General features: G+C 71.3%; 16 protein-coding genes. 10 read left to right on the forward strand and 6 right to left on the reverse strand.

What is annotated here, in order from left to right; translation table 11 throughout:
* The 3 genes from GGR04_RS01325 to GGR04_RS01335 form a co-directional block, all read right to left on the reverse strand.
* Nucleotides 1-867, reverse strand: coding sequence for a S49 family peptidase (locus GGR04_RS01325; RefSeq protein ID WP_183197091.1), 867 nt, complete (start codon nucleotides 865-867; stop codon nucleotides 1-3).
* Nucleotides 868-958: 91 nt separating this feature from the next.
* On the reverse strand, nucleotides 959-1,762 hold the full coding sequence (locus tag GGR04_RS01330) for a tRNA1(Val) (adenine(37)-N6)-methyltransferase (RefSeq protein ID WP_183197093.1): 804 nt from the start codon (nucleotides 1,760-1,762) through the stop codon (nucleotides 959-961).
* The gene (locus tag GGR04_RS01335) at nucleotides 1,740-1,967 is read right to left on the reverse strand and encodes a putative signal transducing protein (RefSeq protein ID WP_183197095.1); all 228 of its coding nucleotides are present in this window, start codon (nucleotides 1,965-1,967) and stop codon (nucleotides 1,740-1,742) included. The genes GGR04_RS01330 and GGR04_RS01335 overlap by 23 nt, the downstream gene beginning before the upstream one ends.
* 153 nt (nucleotides 1,968-2,120) lie before the next feature.
* Here GGR04_RS01335 and GGR04_RS01340 point away from each other — a divergent pair, with 153 nt between their 5' ends.
* The 4 genes from GGR04_RS01340 to moaB all read left to right on the forward strand — a co-directional run bounded on the left by GGR04_RS01340 (nucleotide 2,121) and on the right by moaB (nucleotide 6,622).
* Complete coding sequence (locus GGR04_RS01340; protein WP_312857378.1) at nucleotides 2,121-3,134, forward strand: polyprenyl synthetase family protein; 1,014 nt, start codon at nucleotides 2,121-2,123, stop codon at nucleotides 3,132-3,134.
* 163 nt (nucleotides 3,135-3,297) lie between these two features.
* Nucleotides 3,298-5,157 carry a tetratricopeptide repeat protein gene (locus tag GGR04_RS01345; RefSeq protein WP_183197097.1) on the forward strand — a complete coding sequence of 620 codons (1,860 nt, stop codon included), beginning with the start codon at nucleotides 3,298-3,300 and terminating at the stop codon, nucleotides 5,155-5,157.
* Between the two features lie 5 nt (nucleotides 5,158-5,162).
* Complete coding sequence (locus GGR04_RS01350; protein WP_183197099.1) at nucleotides 5,163-6,083, forward strand: 4-(cytidine 5'-diphospho)-2-C-methyl-D-erythritol kinase; 921 nt, start codon at nucleotides 5,163-5,165, stop codon at nucleotides 6,081-6,083.
* On the forward strand, nucleotides 6,080-6,622 hold the full coding sequence (moaB, locus tag GGR04_RS01355) for a molybdenum cofactor biosynthesis protein B (protein WP_183197101.1): 543 nt from the start codon (nucleotides 6,080-6,082) through the stop codon (nucleotides 6,620-6,622). The genes GGR04_RS01350 and moaB overlap by 4 nt, the downstream gene beginning before the upstream one ends.
* Nucleotides 6,623-6,626: 4 nt before the next feature.
* On the opposite strand, the gene GGR04_RS01360 is transcribed toward moaB, so the two are convergent.
* Entirely contained in the window at nucleotides 6,627-7,154 is a 528-nt protein-coding gene (locus GGR04_RS01360) for a hypothetical protein (RefSeq protein WP_183197103.1), read from the reverse strand.
* 76 nt (nucleotides 7,155-7,230) lie between these two features.
* Here GGR04_RS01360 and GGR04_RS01365 point away from each other — a divergent pair, with 76 nt between their 5' ends.
* A complete protein-coding gene (locus GGR04_RS01365; protein WP_183197105.1) occupies nucleotides 7,231-8,388 on the forward strand; it encodes a PA0069 family radical SAM protein in 1,158 nt (385 codons plus the stop codon).
* Between the two features lie 93 nt (nucleotides 8,389-8,481).
* The gene (gene rnhB, locus GGR04_RS01370) at nucleotides 8,482-9,219 is read left to right on the forward strand and encodes a ribonuclease HII (protein ID WP_246392594.1); all 738 of its coding nucleotides are present in this window, start codon (nucleotides 8,482-8,484) and stop codon (nucleotides 9,217-9,219) included.
* A 38-nt stretch (nucleotides 9,220-9,257) separates the two neighbouring features.
* Here the strand turns inward: rnhB and GGR04_RS01375 are convergent, their stop codons facing one another.
* The gene (locus GGR04_RS01375) at nucleotides 9,258-10,148 is read right to left on the reverse strand and encodes an alpha/beta fold hydrolase (RefSeq protein WP_312857379.1); all 891 of its coding nucleotides are present in this window, start codon (nucleotides 10,146-10,148) and stop codon (nucleotides 9,258-9,260) included.
* A 220-nt stretch (nucleotides 10,149-10,368) separates the two neighbouring features.
* Between GGR04_RS01375 and GGR04_RS01380 the strand changes: the two genes are divergently transcribed.
* Nucleotides 10,369-11,544 (forward strand): fumarylacetoacetate hydrolase family protein, encoded by a 1,176-nt coding sequence (locus GGR04_RS01380; protein ID WP_183197109.1) that lies wholly within the window; start codon nucleotides 10,369-10,371, stop codon nucleotides 11,542-11,544.
* A 3-nt stretch (nucleotides 11,545-11,547) separates the two neighbouring features.
* Here the strand turns inward: GGR04_RS01380 and GGR04_RS01385 are convergent, their stop codons facing one another.
* Entirely contained in the window at nucleotides 11,548-12,120 is a 573-nt protein-coding gene (locus GGR04_RS01385) for a TetR/AcrR family transcriptional regulator (protein ID WP_183198968.1), read from the reverse strand.
* A gap of 298 nt (nucleotides 12,121-12,418) precedes the next feature.
* On the opposite strand from GGR04_RS01385, the gene GGR04_RS01390 reads away from it, so the two are divergent.
* The 3 genes from GGR04_RS01390 to GGR04_RS01400 are packed head-to-tail and all read left to right on the forward strand — an operon-like array spanning nucleotide 12,419 to nucleotide 16,172.
* A complete protein-coding gene (locus GGR04_RS01390) occupies nucleotides 12,419-12,898 on the forward strand; it encodes a (2Fe-2S)-binding protein (RefSeq protein ID WP_183197111.1) in 480 nt (159 codons plus the stop codon).
* Nucleotides 12,895-13,878, forward strand: coding sequence for an FAD binding domain-containing protein (locus GGR04_RS01395; RefSeq protein WP_183197113.1), 984 nt, complete (start codon nucleotides 12,895-12,897; stop codon nucleotides 13,876-13,878). Before GGR04_RS01390 ends, GGR04_RS01395 begins: the two co-directional genes overlap by 4 nt.
* Nucleotides 13,875-16,172 (forward strand): xanthine dehydrogenase family protein molybdopterin-binding subunit, encoded by a 2,298-nt coding sequence (locus GGR04_RS01400; RefSeq protein WP_183197114.1) that lies wholly within the window; start codon nucleotides 13,875-13,877, stop codon nucleotides 16,170-16,172. The genes GGR04_RS01395 and GGR04_RS01400 overlap by 4 nt, the downstream gene beginning before the upstream one ends.
* The last annotated feature ends 83 nt before the right edge of the window (nucleotides 16,173-16,255 follow it).

The raw sequence follows: 16,255 nt of genomic DNA on the forward strand, positions 1-16,255 counted from the left end.
TCACAGCCCGTAGCGCGCCCAGAGCGCGCGCTCCTGCACCGCGTCCAGAAGCCCCCCGCCCAGCGCCGAGGCGAGGCTCGCGGCATCGAGCCCGGCCGCCGCCCCCGCCGCCCGCCGGCCGAACAGCCCGCGCCGGCCCTGCACCACGGCGAGCTTCGCGCCAGGGCCGTAGCGCTCGCGCACGACGCCGCGCAGGTCGCCCAGCCGATCCACCAGCCCGAGGTCGAGGCCCCGCACGCCCGACCAGAAGAGGCCGGTGAAGAGATCGGGATGATCGGCGAGCTTCGCGCCGCGGCGCGACTGGACGAGGTCGATGAAGGTCTTGTGGACGTCGAGCTGCAGCGCCTTCAGGTGCTCGACGTCCTCAGGCCGCTCGGGGCGGAACGGGTCGAGCGTCGCCTTGTTCTGGCCGGCCGTGTGGACGCGGCGCTCGACGCCGAGCTTGGCGATGAGATCGACGAAGCCGAAGCCGCCCGACACGACGCCGATCGAGCCGACGACGGTGGAGGGATCGGCGATGATCTCGTCGCCGGCGCAGGCGATCATGTAGCCGCCCGACGCCGCGAGATCCTCGCAGGCGACGATGACGTGCTTGCCCTTCTCCTCGGCGAGATCGCGGATGCGCTGGAAGACGAGGCGCGACTGCACCGGCGAGCCGCCGGGCGAGTTGATCGAGATCGCCACGGCCGGCGCGTCCTTCATCGCGAAGGCCTTGTCCAGGAGCGGCGCCGCAGAGGCGAGCGAGATCGAGGAGCGGAACGGCCCGCCGCCGCCTGCCATGATCACGCCGCTCAACCGCACCACGGGCACGACGACCTCTGTCTTGCGGAAGCGCTTGGGCAGGAACTGGCGGAGGGGACGGACCACGGGGCGGCACTTTCTGGCGGGGACGGATGGGCTGCCTCGATGTAGGCAGCCGCAGCCCCCGCGCCAATGCGCCGACGCGACGCGGACCCGATCAATCGCCGAGGATGCCGCCGGTGTGATGGAGCCCGTCCGAAACGGCGGCGCGCAGCATGGCATCGAGCACCAGCGGCGGCAGCAGACGCAGCGGCTGGCGCGAGCCGCGGATCGCGCCGAGGAGGATGCGGTTCGCCGGAGCTTCCGGTGAAGGGTGCACGGCGCGAACGCGCAGGGCCCCGAGGCGCCCCTCGGCGGCGGCGAGGAGATCGCCGAGATTGTCGGGCCGGGCGATGAGCGCCAGACGCCCCCCATGGCGCAGCAGCGCGGCGGCCACCGCCAGCCAGCGGCCGAGAAAGGCCGCGTCGGGAATGGCGCGCGCCTCGTCGCGCAGCGCGTCCGGCGAGCCGCGCTGCCCGGCGGGATGAAAGGGCGGGTTCGTCAGCACGAGATCGTAGGCGCCGTCCAGGAGGCCAGCCGCCTCGCGCGTGCCGCGCGGCGCCAGACAGTCGAGCCGGAGAACCCGCAGGCGCGGCGCGAACCCACGATTGGCCGGGAGCATGAGGGCGCCTTCGGCGAGCGCCGCGATCTCGCCGTTGCGCTCGGCGAGGTCGATGCGAAGGTCAGGCGACCGCATGGCCGCCGCGAAGGCGACCGCGCCGTTCCCGGCGCCCATGTCGAGCACCCGGCCCGTTGCCCCGAGCCCGACGCAGGAGGCCAGCAGCAGCGCGTCGTGCCCGGCGCGAAAACCCCGCCCGGCCGGCTGCAGCAGCTCGAAGGCGCCGCGCTGGAAGGCATCGCGCGAGACGGCGGGCGTGCCTTCCAGGCTCGCAGCCGGCTCAGAGCGGGTCGGAGAGTTCATGGCCGAGCTCGGCGTCGCGCAGGAGGCGGCGGGCCTCGTCGGCGCGTTCGGCCTCCACCAGCATGCGGCGCGGAATGGCGCCGATCGAGCCGTCGAGAATGCTCATGTAACCGTCCGCCAGAAAATGCTCGATGCCGCTGTCCTTGAGGAGCGCGGCCACGAAGGACAGGAGCACGGGGTCGTTGGAGCGGACGAGTTCGATCATGGCTCGTGACTTGGCGCGAAACGCTCCCACATCGCAAGGAGGAACGCCGAAACCGCCGCCGTCCCGGCCGGCCGAGGAACGGCGCGGCGCTTTTCCGCCCTTGCCGCTGCGCACGCGCCCGGCTATGCCGCGCGCAACCAACGGAGAAGTTTCGTGAGCCTAGCCAATGCCGTGGGTCAGAACCGACCGGTCGCCTCGATCGATCCGATCCTCGGATTGACCCGGGCCGACATGGACCGCGTCAACGCGCTGATCCTGTCGATGGCCGGCTCCAACGTCGAGCTGATCCCCGAGATCGCCGACCACCTGATCTCGTCGGGCGGCAAGCGGCTGCGGCCAATGCTGACGCTCGCCTCGGCGCAGGCCTTCGGCTACCGGGGCGAGGGCCACGTGAAGCTCGCCGCCAGCGTCGAGTTCCTCCACACCGCCACGCTCCTGCACGACGACGTGGTGGACGAGAGCGATCTGCGGCGCGGGCGCCAGACCGCGCGCACCATCTGGGGCAACCAGGCGAGCGTCCTCGTCGGCGACTACCTGCTCGGCCAAGCCTTCAAGATGATGGTCGAGGTCGGCTCGATGCGGGCGCTGGCGATTCTCTCCAACGCGTCCGCGGTGATCGCCGAGGGCGAGGTCTGGCAGCTTTCGGCGGCCAAGCAGATGAGCACCACCGAGGCCGACTACCTCGCCGTGATCGAGGCCAAGACCGCCGCGCTCTTCGCGGCCGCGGCCGAGGTCGGCCCGGTGATCGCCGAAGCCGGCGACGAGGCGGCGCGCGCGATGGCGGCCTACGGCCTGAACCTCGGCCTCGCCTTCCAGCTCGTCGACGACGTGCTCGACTACGACGGATCGGCCGCCGCGCTCGGCAAGAACGTCGGCGACGACTTCCGCGAGGGCAAGATCACGCTGCCGGTGATCCTCGCCTATGCCGCCGGCGCCGAGAACGAGCGCGCCTTCTGGCGCGGCGCGCTGGAAGACGGCGGCAACGACGACGCCGCTCTCGTACGGGCGCGCCAACTCTTGGAGCAACACGGCGCCTTGGACGCGACGAAGGCGCGCGCGCGACATTATGGCCATGCCGCCGCCGAGGCGCTGCGCGCGATCCCGCCGAGCGAGAGCCGCGAGGCGCTTCATGCCGTGGTGGAATTCTGCATCGAGCGGATCAACTGACGATCGCGCCCTTGCGGGCCTCGCTCGTCGGCGCCTGCGTCGCAAAATAAACATCGTGCGACGGAAAGGATGCGGCGCATGGCTTTGCACCCTCGCGCGAAGCTCCTACAGGACGTCCGTGGGACGGCTCGCGGCCGGTTTGCCTGGCGAAAGGGAATTCGACGTGGATAGAACGCTGACCTCGCGGATCGCACTGGCCGCCGCCTTCGCCGCCGCTCTCCTGGCCGGCGAGACGGCCCGCGCGCAGACGACCGAGGCGCAGACCACCGGAGAGAAGACGGAAGCGTCGGCCCTCGCCTCGCCGCCCCCGGTCGACGTCGAGTCCCTGTCGGGCGCCTATCTCGCCGCCAAGCAGGCGCGCGAGAACCGGCAGCCCGGCATTGCAGCCGACTATTACGACAAGGCGCTCTCGCTCGACGCGACCTCCGAAACGCTGCAGCAGGAGGCGATGTTCGCCTATCTCGCAGACGGCCGGTTCGAGGCGGGCGTCGATCTCGCGGGCAAGCTCGCCGACAACGAGGACGTCGGCAAGGTCGCCCATATCGCGCTGGCGCTCGACGCGCTGCGGAGCGGCCGGTTCGACGCGGCGATCGGGCAGCTGAAGCTCGAGGACACGAGCGATCTCGACACGCTGCTCGTCGGCCATCTCTCGGCCTGGGCGGATGCCGGCGCCGACCGCACGAAGGACGCGCTGGCGCGCATCGACGCACTGAACGGCGCGCCGTGGTTCACCGTCTTCAACCAGTACCAGTCCGGGCTCGTCGCGGCGCTCGGCGGCGATCTCGATCGTGCGCGCCTGTCGCTCGGCGCGCTCGTCGCCGACGACACGGCGGCGCAGACCTCGATCGACGCCTATCTCGCGGGGTGCGAGGCGCTCGCCCGAACCGAGGCGCGCGCCGGGCGCAAGAGCGAGGCGCTCGCCGCCGCGCAGAAGGGGCTGGATCTCGCGCCCGCCTTCGAGCCGCTGACCCAGTTGAAGACCGAGATCGAGGCAGGCCGCGACATCGCGCCCGCCGTCGCATCGGCACAGGCCGGCGCCGCCGAAACGCTCTACATTCTCGGTCAGGCGATCAATCGCGGCGACGGGCAGGACGTGGCGCTCCTCTACTTCCAGTTCGCGCGCGCCGTCTCCCAGCCGGCCGACGACAAGCTGCTGACGGCGCTGGCGGGCCTTGCCGATCGCGGCGAGCAGATCGACCTCGCTCTCTCCTACTATCGCGAGATCCCCGAGACCTCGCCCTACCGGCGCACGGCCGAGCTGCAGATGGGCCTCGACCTCTGGCAGGCCGAACGCAAGGCCGAGGCCAAGGAGCACCTGCGCAAGGCCGTCGCCAACTATCCCGACGACCTGCAGGCGCATCTGGCCTTCGCCGACGTGCTGTCGGCCGACAAGGAATATGGCGAGGCGGTGGGCCTTCTCGACCGCGCGATTACTCTGGCGCCCGAGAAGGGCCCGAACAACTGGAACATCCACTACCAGCGCGGCATCGCCTTCGAGCGGCTGAAGCAGTGGGACAAGGCCGAGCCGGATTTCCTGAAGGCGCTGGAGCTCTCGCCCAACCAGCCGCAGGTGTTGAACTATCTCGGCTATTCCTGGGTCGACATGAACCGCAATCTCGACCGGGGGCTGGAGATGATCCGCACCGCCGTCGATCTCAGGCCGAACGACGGCTATATCATCGACTCGCTCGGCTGGGCCTACTACCGGCTCGGCAAGTACGACGACGCGGTGACGCAGTTGGAGCGCGCCGTGCTCATCACCCCGGCCGATCCGACGATCAACGACCATCTCGGCGACGCCTACTGGCGCGTCGGGCGCGAGCGCGAGGCCCGTTTCCAGTGGAACCGGGCGCTGGTGGGCGAGCCCAAGCCCGAGGCGGCCGACGTCGAGCGCATCAAGGGCAAGCTGGCGAACGGTCTCGAAGCGGCGACGCCGGTTCGCGGCGAGGCACCGGGCGCGCCGCCTTCGGCGGACCGTGCGGCGAACGAGACGCAGTCGCAGGCGCCCAGCCAGTCGAACTGACCCCTGTGGATTCGCTCGCGGCGCCCGGCGCCGACCTTCGGGCCGGCCTCGACGAACCCGCCCCGGCCAAGATCAACCTCGCGCTGCACGTCGTCGGGCGCCGGCCCGACGGCTACCACGCGCTCGAAAGCCTCGTGGTCTTCGCCGCGCATGGCGACCGGCTGCGCATCGCCGCGTCCACCGAAGATCGCCTCGTGCTGTCCGGCCCCTTCGCGCGGCAGATCCCCGGCGGGCCGGACAATCTGGTGATGCAGGCGCTCGATCTCGCGCGCACGGTCGCGACAGATTTCGGCTCGCACGTCCCCCCGCTTCGCATCGAACTGGAGAAGAGCCTGCCACCGGCGTCCGGCATCGGCGGCGGCTCGGCCGACGCCGCGGCGCTGCTGCGCGCGCTCTCGCGGCGCTGGCCGGCCGAGCGACGCGCGGGTCTGCGGGCGGCGTCGCTGCGCCTCGGAGCAGACGTGCCCATGTGCTTCGACGGCTGCGCGGCGCGCGTCTCGGGCATCGGCGAGATCGCCGAGCCGGCGGCGTGCATGCCGGCCCTGCCGATGCTGCTCGTCAATCCCGGCGTGCCCGTCTCGACGCCGGCGGTGTTCGGCGCGCTGGGGCGGCGCGACAACCCGCCGCTCGGCCGACTGCCGGCCGACGGGTTCGCCAATGCCGGCACGCTTCTCGCCGCGCTCGCCGCCAGCCGCAACGATCTCGAAGTGCCGGCGATGGCGCTCGCGCCCGCGATCGGCGAGGCGCTCGCGCAACTCCGCGAGCGGGGCGCCCTCTTCGCCCGCATGTCGGGATCGGGCGCCACCGCCTTCGCCATCTTTTCCGACGATGCCGCCTGCCGTGCCGCCGCGGCGTCGCTCGCCGCCGATCGCCCTAGCTGGTGGGTGCTTCCCACCGTCGTTCCCGCCACCGGAGAACCCGCATGAGCGCAGCCGAGCGCAGCTTCATCCCGCTGGGCATCGCGGTGCTCACCGTCTCCGACACGCGCCGGCGGGAGGACGACCGCTCGGGCGACACTTTGGTGGAGCGGCTGGAGGCGGCGGGCCATCGCCTCGCGGAGCGCCGGATCGTGCCGGACGAGATCGAGGCCATCCGCGAGATCGTGCTCGCCTGGTCGCGCGATCCGGCGGTGGACGTGGTCATCACCACGGGCGGCACCGGCTTCACCGGCCGCGACGTGACGCCGGAGGCGCTGGAGCCGCTGTTCGAGAAGCGGATGGACGGGTTCTCGGCGGTCTTTCACCGCATCTCGTTCGATAAGATCGGCGTCTCCACGATCCAGTCGCGCGCTACGGGCGGCGTCGTCAACGCCACCTTCGTCTTCGCGCTGCCGGGCTCGCCGGGCGCCTGCCGCGACGGCTGGGACCACATCCTCGCCGCGCAGCTCGACTACCGGCACAAGCCCTGCAACTTCGTGGAGATCATGCCGCGGCTGGACGAGCACCTGCGCCGCGGCGGCGCCTGACTCTTTAGCGCTCGCGAAGGGCGCGGGTGCGAAGGCCCCGCCCGAGCCCGTCGAGCGACCTGCGCGCGCGAAGATGCGCCGCGAGATGGGCCTTCGGAACGAGAAGCGCCCCCTCGGCCCGGCCGAACCAGCGACGCCACCCGGCGCGGGGCTGCGTTCCCGGAAAGCGCCCGGCCTCGGTCGGCGCCAGCGCGACATGCCCGGCCGCGAGATCGACCCAGCCGGCGCCAAGTCGCTCGCCCGCCGGCACCACCAGCACCCAGTCGCCCTTGAGCGCCGCGGCCGAGTCCGCGAGCGCAATGAGAGTCTCTACCCGGCATCCCGCGTGATCGGCGACGCGGCGCACCTCCGCCGAGATCTCGCCGGCCACCACGACCTCGCGCAGCGCACCCTCCACCGCCCCGGCGACGAGCGTCGCGAGGGTGGCGGCCAGCGGCATGGGCTCCTCGGCCCGGATGACGATCGCGCTCAACATGATGGTCCGCTTTATCGCGAACAGACGGCCCAGCGCCAGCGCCGTCGCGCTTTGCATTTTTGTTCTTGTATTGTTCTCGCCATCTCGTTAGGACTTTGGTCACAGACGCCTTTGTCCGCAGGGAAGTTGTCTCATGCAGGAGATCCAGACCGCCGATCGCGCCGCCTTCGCCCATCCGGGCGGCGTCGACATGGCCGACCACGTGATCGCCCAGTCCGGCCTTCGCATCGGCTTCGACCGGCGGCGTGGGCGCGGGGCCGGGCTCAACCCGTCCGGCCGCTTCGAGCCCTTCGCGCGCAGCGCCTTCGACGACGGCTGGGCGACGCTCGACGACCTGCCGCCGTTCCGCACCGAGGTGCAGAACGAGACGGCGAAGACGATCATCACCGCCAACAATTCGCCCGACATCTCCTTCGACCGCTCGATCAACCCCTATCGCGGCTGCGAGCATGGCTGTGTCTACTGCTTCGCCCGGCCGACCCATGCCTATATGGGCCTGTCGCCGGGCCTCGACTTCGAGTCGCGGCTCTTCGCCAAGCCCAATGCCGCCGAGCTGCTGGAAACCGAGATCTCGAAGCGCGGCTACGAGCCGAAGTCGATCGCGATCGGTACCAACACCGACCCCTACCAGCCGATCGAGAAGACCCGGCGCATCATGCGCGAGATCCTCGAAGTGCTGGAGGCCGCCAACCATCCCGTCGGCATCGTCACCAAGTCGGCGCTGGTGACGCGCGACATCGACATTCTCTCGCGCATGGCGGCCAAGGGTCTGGCGAAGGTGGCGCTGTCGGTGACGACGCTCGACGGGCGGCTCGCCCGCACGATGGAGCCTCGCGCGGCGACGCCCGCCAAGCGGCTGGACGCAGTGCGCCAGCTCTCGGAGGCCGGCATCCCCACCATGGTGATGACGGCGCCGATCATTCCCGGCCTCACCGACAGCGAGATCGAGCGCCTGCTGGCGGCGGCGAAGGAGGCCGGCGCGCGCGAGGTCGGCTACGTGCTGCTGCGCCTGCCGCTGGAGGTCTCGCCGCTCTTCAAGGACTGGCTGCTGCAGCACTATCCCGACCGCTACCGCCACGTCCTGGCGCTCCTGCGCTCGATGCGCGACGGCAAGGACTACGACGCCGAGTGGGGCAAGCGGATGTCCGGCAAGGGCCCCTACGCCCAGCAGATCCGCCGCCGGTTCGAACTGGCCGCCAAGCGGCTGGAGCTCAATCTGGAGCGCACGAAGCTGCGCACCGACCTGTTCCGCGCGCCCCGCGGCGCGGGCGTCCAGCTCTCGCTTCTCTAGGAACGCACTGAATTCGCCGGTCGTTCCCCGCGGCCGGCGATGGGGCTCGCCGCTCCGCCCATACAAGCGGCGAGCCTTGTGGAGGATCGGAGAATGCGCGAGTCTCGCCGCAACATGGCTCGCCGTTCCTCCGATTCTCCCGCCCCTTCCCGGCCGCCGGCTCGCCCGGCCGCCGCCGGCCCCGTCGCCCGCGCCAAGACCCCGGCGAAGCCGGGGCCGGACTTCGCGTTGGAGACGGCGCTGCTCGGGACCGGGCTGCACTTCGTCGTCGGCATCGACGAAGCCGGCCGCGGACCGCTGGCCGGGCCGGTGGTGGCCAGCGCCGTGCTGCTCGATCCCGCCGCCATTCCCGATGGTCTCGACGACTCCAAGGCGTTGAGCGCGGCGGATCGCGAGCGGCTCTTCGCGGAGATCCTGCGCACCGCCACCGTCTCGATCGCTTCGGCGAGCGCCGGCGAAATCGATCGCATCAACATCCGCCAGGCGACGCTTGCCGCCATGCGCCGGGCGCTCGCAGGGCTGCCCGACCGTCCCTGCCATGCCCTGATCGACGGGCGCGACGTGCCCTCGCTTCTGGGCTGCGCGGCCACGGCCGTGATCGGCGGCGACGCCCGCTCGCTCTCGGTGGCGGCCGCTTCGATCGTCGCCAAGGTCACGCGCGACCGGATGATGAAGCGTCTCTGCCAGGCCTTCCCCGTCTACGGCTTCGGGCAGCACATGGGCTATGGCACGCCCTTCCATCTGGAAGCGCTGGCGCGCCACGGCCCCTGCCGGCATCACCGCACCAGCTTTTCGCCCGTCCGCCAGCACCCGCTGCCCTTCGCGTCCTGAGCTGCGAGCCCTCGTCGACGGCCTGTCCGCGCGAGGCGTCAGGACGACGGAAGCGAATCCAGAAACCGCGTCAGCACGGCGTCGAACCGAACGGGATCATCGAGCGGAGCAACGTGGCCGGCGCGCATTCTCACCCGCCAGGCTCGCGGCGCTTGGCTTGCGAACTCCGCCGATTGATCGTGGATGAGATCGACGTCGTCGGTTCCTTCCACCACGAGGCAGGTGCAACGCACGCGCCGGGGATCCACCGGCTCGCTTTCCACGATCGCGCGATAGGTGGCGACGATCGCGCGCGTCGGCATACGCGCGAACCCGTCGAGGAAGTGGGCGCGTGCCGTCCGGCCGACCCAATGCGGACCGACCGCCCAGCGGGCAATGGCCAGCCCGAGCCGCCCCGTGCGCCGCCGGCCTGCCAGCGCAAAGAGGGGAACCAGCAGGCGCTGCGGCCGCAGGCTCGCCACCCCGCGCCGCAGCCAACGGTTGACGACGAGCGCCCGCGGCGTGTTCGACAGAACGATCGCCTCGACGCGCGCGGGATGGCGCCGGGCGAGTTCCAGCGCCACCATGCCGCCGAGCGAGACGCCGACCACGACGACCCGGCGGATGCCGAGCGCGTCGAGAAGCGCGGCGCAATCGTCGGCCATCGAGCCGACCGACAGTTGCCCGCTCCCCAGCGGCGTCGCCCCGTGGCCCCGCAGGTCCGGCACCACCAGACGGCGGCGCCCGGACAGGCGCTCGACCTGCGCATCCCAGATCGCGCGCGACTGCACGGCGCCGTGAACGAGCAGCAGCGGCACGGCGCCCGAATCGACGCCCAAGCGATGGTCGTCATGGCAGAGGATCGTCCTCGGCACGGGCGGGCGGGCGCCCGCGTCGATCGCCTGTCGCAGCAGCGAGGGTCGAGGGTCTGACGGCCGAGGCGCGATCACGGCGATCTCCGGTTCGGGGAGTGCCGGGCATCGGACATGGGGCATCGGCAGGCGCTTATGGAGGCGAGCGCGCCCGCGACGCAAGGGGCGGCGCAGCCCTGCGCTGCGGCGCAGCAAGCGGGAGACTTGCAGTCGGCGACGATCCGCGGTTTGGCTGGGCTCGATCCCGCCCGAGGCCGATGCCGGCACGGGCCTTGCCGCCGACGAACGGATTTGCCGCATGACCGACTTCTCCCCCCTGCCCCAGGATGCCACGGACGCGACGCTGGTCGGGCGCCTGTTCGACCCCGAGGTCGGCGGCCCCTGCGTGGTGCATCTGCGCGGCGACCGGCTCGTCTGCGTCACCGCCGCCGCGCCCACCGTCTCGACGCTCCTGGAGGCGGCCGATCCCGTGGCGCTCCTACACGGCGCGCCGGAGGGTCGCTCCTGGCCGCTCGCCGAGGTGCTGGCCAACGGCGCGACCGCCGGGCCGGCGCGCGAGGGCAAGCCGGTGCTGCTGGCGCCCTGCGATCTGCAGGCGGTGAAGGCCTGCGGCGTCACCTTCGCGCGCTCTATGATCGAGCGGGTGATCGAGGAGCGCGCCAAGGGCGACCTCGCCAAGGCCGCCGAGATCCGCGACGAGATCGGGCAGGTGATCGGCGGCGCGCTGACCGACGTCGTGGCGGGCTCGCAGAAGGCCGCCGAGGTCAAGAGGATCCTGCAGGACAAGGGCTACTGGTCGCAATATCTCGAAGTCGGCATCGGGCCGGACGCCGAGGTCTTCACCAAGGCACCGGTGCTGGCGAGCGTCGGCCATGGCGCGCAGATCGGCATCCTGCCCTCCTCGGAGTGGAACAACCCGGAGCCCGAGGTGGTCCTCGCCGTCAACTCGCGCGGCGAGATCGTCGGCGCGACGCTCGGCAACGACGTCAACCTTCGCGACGTCGAGGGCCGCTCGGCGCTGCTTCTCGGCAAGGCCAAGGACAACAACGCCTCCTCGGCGATCGGGCCATTCATCCGCCTGTTCGACGCCGGCTTCACGCTCGACGACGTCCGGAAGGCCGAGCTGACGCTGACGGTCGAGGGCACCGACGGCTACAGGCTGGAGGGCCATTCCTCGATGAAGGAGATCAGCCGCGACCCCGCCGAGCTGGTGCGCCAGGCCGCCAATCGCAGCCACCAGTATCCCGACGGGTTCGTGCTCTTCCTCGGCACGCTCTTCGCCCCGGTGGAGGATCGCGACGCGCCGGGCAAGGGCTTCACCCACAAGCTCGGCGACGTCGTCACCGTCGCCTCGCCGCAACTCGGCGCCTTGCAGAACGTCGTGACGCATACCGACAAGGCCGAGCCCTGGACCTTCGGCATCGCGGCGCTGATGAGGAACCTCGCGGGCCGCGATCTCCTCCGGGCGATCTGACCCTCAGGCGGTGGGAGCGGACGGGCCCGGCGCGCCGTAGCGCAGCCCGTCCATCAGAAGCTGCACCAGACGGCGCGAGCGATCGCGCCAGTCCGGCCCGGACGATGCCGCGTAGATGCTCGACAGGGCGTGCAACACGTCGCCGCTGTCGGCATCGGGCCGGATCGCCCCCGCCTCGGCCGCCCGCTCGACGAGGCTTTTCAGCGCCGAGGGAATCAGGCCGCCGACCTCGGCGAAGAGCGGCGACTTCGATTCGAACAGGATCTTCAGGCTGTCGCCCATGCCGCGCTTGGCGGCGATGTAGTCGACGAAGCGCTGCATCCACTGCGCCAGCGCCTCGTCCGCGGGCAGGTCTCGCGCCAGCTCCTGCGCCGCCACGACGAGCGTCTCGACCTCGCGGCGGTAGACGATCTCGATCAGCGCCTCGCGCGTCGGAAAATGGCGATAGAGCGTGCCGATCCCGACGCCGGCCGCGCGCGCGATGGCCTCGAGCGAAGTATCGACGCCCTCGCTCTGGAATGCCAGAGCGGCCGCCGCGACGAGGCGCTCGCGGTTGCGGCGCGCGTCGGCGCGCATCCGCTTGGCTGCTCCCTGTGCCGACCCGGCGGGGTTCGGCGTGTCGCTCTTCGCCTCGGTCACTTCGCCCTCTCGCTCGCTCACACTGGAATCATTGCAAACCGGACTTGATCGCCGAGCGGCGAAGGCCTAGCTTACTAATAATCGGAGGCTGCCTCCATTTAATACCCGGCGGCTCGCTCGGCCTATCGCATTCCGGCCTGCCTCTGTCACGTCGCCCTGCGCGTGCCGGCAGATCAAACCATTCGTCCGACGACCACCCGAGCGGCGCACGGCGCCACGAGAGGGAGCATCCACGATGTCGAACACCCGACGATCCCTTCAGTTGCAGGTCAATGGGCAGACGCATGCCTTGCAGGTCGAGCCGCGCGTGACGCTGCTCGACGCGCTGCGCGAAAGCCTGCATCTCACGGGCACCAAGAAGGGCTGCGACCAGGGCCAGTGCGGCGCCTGCACGGTGCATGTCGATGGCCGACGCGTGCTCTCCTGCCTGATGCTGGCCGCGCAGGCGGAGGGGCGTGCCGTCACGACGATCGAGGGGCTGGAGGGCGAGGACGGCGCGCTGCATGCGGTGCAGGCGGCCTTTCTCGAAGCCGATGCCTTCCAGTGCGGCTACTGCACGCCAGGGCAGATCATGTCGGCCGTCAGCGTGATCCACGAGGGCCGCACGGGCTCGGACGCGGAGATCCGCGAGGCGATGGCCGGCAATCTCTGCCGCTGCGGCGCCTATCCCAACATTGTGACGGCGGTGCGCCGCGCCGCGGAGGCGCTGGCATGAGGGACTTCTCCTATTCGCGGGCCGAAACGCTCGACGCCGCACGCGCCGCCGCCGCCCGTTCCGGCGCGATGCTGATCGCCGGCGGCACCACGCTGCTCGACCTCGCCAAATGCGGCGTCGCCGCACCCGAGACGGTGATCGACATCACCCGCCTTCCCGGCCTCGCCGACATTTCGGTGGGGGCTGACGGCGCGCGCATCGGTGCGCTCGCCACGATGGCCGACGCCGCCGGGCATGCCTCCCTGCGCGCCGCGTTCCCGGCCGCCGTCGAGGCGCTCGACCTCGCAGCGTCCGCGCAGATCCGCAACATGGCGAGCGTCGGTGGCAACCTCCTGCAGCGCACCCGCTGCGCCTATTTCCGTGATCCCGCCGCCTACCCCGCCTGCAACAAGCGCCGGCCGGGTTCGGGCTGCGCGGCGATCGGCGGCGTCACGCGCAACCACGCGGTGCTCGGCGTGAGCGACCATTGCATCGCGCTCTATCCCGGCGACTTCGCCGTGGCGCTCGTGGCGCTGGGCGCGACGGTCCATCTCGGCGACCGCTCGGTCCCGGTCGAGGACTTCTTCCTCGAACCCGGCCCGACGCCGGATCGCGAGACCGTGCTCGCCCCAGGCGAACTGATCACTGCCATCTCCCTTCCCGCCTCGAAGGCCGCCGCGCACTCGACCTACCTGAAGGTGCGCGACCGCCAGTCCTACGAGTTCGCCAGCGCCAGCGCGGCGGTGGCGCTCGACCTGCACGAGGACGGACGCACGGTCCGCGAGATCCGCGTCGCGCTCGGCGGCGTCGCGACCAAGCCGTGGCGGGCCCGCGAGGTCGAGGACGCGTTGCGCGGGCGACCGCTCACCGAGGCGGTCGTGCGCGCGGCCGCCGAACTCGCGATGATCGGCGCGCTCGCGCAGGGCGGCAACGCCTACAAGATCGATCTGGCGCCGCGCGTCGTCGCCCGCGCCATTCTCAAGGTCGGAGGTCTCGCATGACGATCCACGAACCCCGCACCCGGCACGGCGACGCCTCGGACGGCGCCGGCCCGCTCGGCCGCGCGACGAGCCGCCTCGACGGCCCCGCCAAGATCACGGGCCGGGCGACCTATGCGCTGGAGAACCATCCGGCAGGGCTCGTCCATGCCGTGATGATCCAGGCGACGGTGGGTGCCGGCCGCGTCCTCTCGATCGAGGTGGAGACGGCGAAGGCCAGCCCTGGCGTTCTCCTCGTGCTGACGCCCGAGACGGCGATCGAGCTGCGCGAGGCCGCCAACCCGTTCGGCGCGCCGGCGCGCGATCGCGCCTATTGCCCCTTCGCCACCGAGGTGACCTACAACGGCCAGCAGGTGGCGGCCGTGGTCGCCGAGACCTTCGAGCAGGCGACCGCGGCGGCGGCGCTCGTCGTCGTGCATTACGACGAAGGGCCGGTGGTGCCCGATTTCCACGCCGAGAATGCCGGCGCCGGTCATCCGATGGACCGCGCCAGCGTCGAGTGGGGCGAGGCCGAGACGGCGCTGGCCGAGGCGCCGGTGCAGATCGAGGCGACCTATCTCACCCCGCGCGAATACAACGTGCCGATCGAGCCGCACGGCCTCGTCGCCGAATGGGAGGGCGACCGCCTGACCGTTCACGAGCCGAGCCAGTGGGTCGACGGCATGGCGCGCACCTATGCCGAATGGTTCGCCATCCCCTTCGAGAACGTGCGGATCGTCTCGCCCTTCATCGGCGGCGGCTTCGGCTCGAAGGCGCTGAGCCTGCCGCATGGCGCGATCGCCGCAATGGCGGCGAAGATGCTGGGACGGCCGGTGAAGCTTGCCGTCACCCGGCCGCAGACCTTCACGGCCTATGGCGGCCGCCCGGCGACCCGCCAGACCTTGAAGATCGGCGCCACGAAGGAGGGCAAGCTCCTCTCGATCGTCCAGACCGGCGCCAACGAAACCTCGATCGGTGCGGCCAAGCTGGAGCCGCTCGGCTCGGTGACGACGCTGATGTACGCGGTGCCCCACCTCTCGACGCGCCAGACCGTCGTTCCCGTCAACACGGTGGAGCCCGGCGCGCTGCGGGCGCCCGGCGAGAACCCCAGCGCCTACGGTCTCGAATGCGCGATGGACGAGCTCGCCTATGCCGTCGGCGTCGATCCTCTGGCGCTGCGGCTGCTCAACTACGCCGAGGAAGACCCGCAGGCCCGCAAGCCCTGGTCGACGCGCCGCCTGCGCGAGGCCTTCGCGGCGGGCGGCGAGGCCTTCGGCTGGGCGCGGCGCACGATGGCGCCGCGCTCGATGCGCGAGGGGCGCGATCTCGTCGGCTGGGGTCTGGCCGCCGGCACCTATCCGGTGCGGCGCACGCCCGGCGAGGCGATGGTGCGGCTTCTCGCCGACGGCACGGCCGAGGTCTTGTCGAGCGCCATCGACATGGGCACAGGCACCTACACGATCCTCGCGCAGACCGCCGCCGACGCGCTCGGCCTTCCCGTGGAGCGCGTCGCCGTGACGCTCGGCGACAGCCGCCTGCCCCGCGCGCCCGTGGCCGGCGGCTCGCAGCTCGCCAACCTGATGACGGCCGCCGTGCAAAAGGCCGCGCTCGCCGTGCGCGAGGAACTGGTGGGGCTCGCCATCAACGCGCCGGCCTCGCCGCTGGCAGGTGCACAGGCCAACGATCTGGAGATCGAGAACGGCGAACTACGCCTGCCCCGCGCCACCGGCGACGGCCTGCCGATCGCCGCGCTGATGCGGGCGATCGGGCGCGACAGCATCGAGGCGCTGCGCGACAATCTGAAGGACGGCGCCACCGCGAAGGACCGGTTCGACAACTTCACCTCCGTCTCGGGCATGCGCTCGCCGACCGACGGCGACCACTCGCTCCACTCCTGGTGCGCGCATTTCGTCGAGGTGCGGGTGGACGAGGATTTCGGCACGGTGCGGGTGTCGCGCGTCGTCTCGGGGCTGGATTCCGGCCGGCTCTACAACCCGAAGCTCGCCGAGAGCCAGTGGAACGGCGGCATCGTCATGGGCATCGGTCAGGCGCTTCTGGAAGAGGGCGTCGTCGATCCGCGCGACGGGCGCATCCTCAACGCCAACCTCGCCGACTACATGATCCCCACCAACGCCGACATCCCGGAGATCCGAACGATCTCGGTCGGCGTGCCCGACTTCGAGGCTTCGGCGCTCGGCGGCAAGGCGGTGGGCGAACTGGCGATCGTGGGGGTGGCGCCTGCCATCGCCAATGCCGTCTTCCACGCCACGGGCAAGCGCATCCGGCACCTGCCGATCACGCTGGAGACGCTGCTCTGACAGGCACTTAAAGAGACGCGGGAGGATTTTTTAGTCGCAGGCATGCCTTGCGAATGCCTGGATTTGCGGGCATCCCTCGTGCA

Source organism: Aureimonas pseudogalii, assembly GCF_014196835.1.
Taxonomy (GTDB): Bacteria; Pseudomonadota; Alphaproteobacteria; order Rhizobiales; family Rhizobiaceae; genus Aureimonas; species Aureimonas pseudogalii.

Coding starts and splice junctions, on each gene's coding strand:
- GGR04_RS01330 (WP_183197093.1), bottom strand. CDS start 1,762: ATGAACTCTCCGACCCGCTCTGAGCCGGCTGCGAGCCTGGAAGGCACG.
- GGR04_RS01335 (WP_183197095.1), bottom strand. CDS start 1,967: ATGATCGAACTCGTCCGCTCCAACGACCCCGTGCTCCTGTCCTTCGTG.
- moaB (WP_183197101.1), top strand. CDS start 6,080: ATGAGCGCAGCCGAGCGCAGCTTCATCCCGCTGGGCATCGCGGTGCTC.
- GGR04_RS01360 (WP_183197103.1), bottom strand. CDS start 7,154: ATGCAAAGCGCGACGGCGCTGGCGCTGGGCCGTCTGTTCGCGATAAAG.
- GGR04_RS01365 (WP_183197105.1), top strand. CDS start 7,231: ATGCAGGAGATCCAGACCGCCGATCGCGCCGCCTTCGCCCATCCGGGC.
- rnhB (WP_246392594.1), top strand. CDS start 8,482: ATGCGCGAGTCTCGCCGCAACATGGCTCGCCGTTCCTCCGATTCTCCC.
- GGR04_RS01380 (WP_183197109.1), top strand. CDS start 10,369: ATGACCGACTTCTCCCCCCTGCCCCAGGATGCCACGGACGCGACGCTG.
- GGR04_RS01385 (WP_183198968.1), bottom strand. CDS start 12,120: ATGCGCGCCGACGCGCGCCGCAACCGCGAGCGCCTCGTCGCGGCGGCC.
- GGR04_RS01390 (WP_183197111.1), top strand. CDS start 12,419: ATGTCGAACACCCGACGATCCCTTCAGTTGCAGGTCAATGGGCAGACG.
- GGR04_RS01395 (WP_183197113.1), top strand. CDS start 12,895: ATGAGGGACTTCTCCTATTCGCGGGCCGAAACGCTCGACGCCGCACGC.
- GGR04_RS01400 (WP_183197114.1), top strand. CDS start 13,875: ATGACGATCCACGAACCCCGCACCCGGCACGGCGACGCCTCGGACGGC.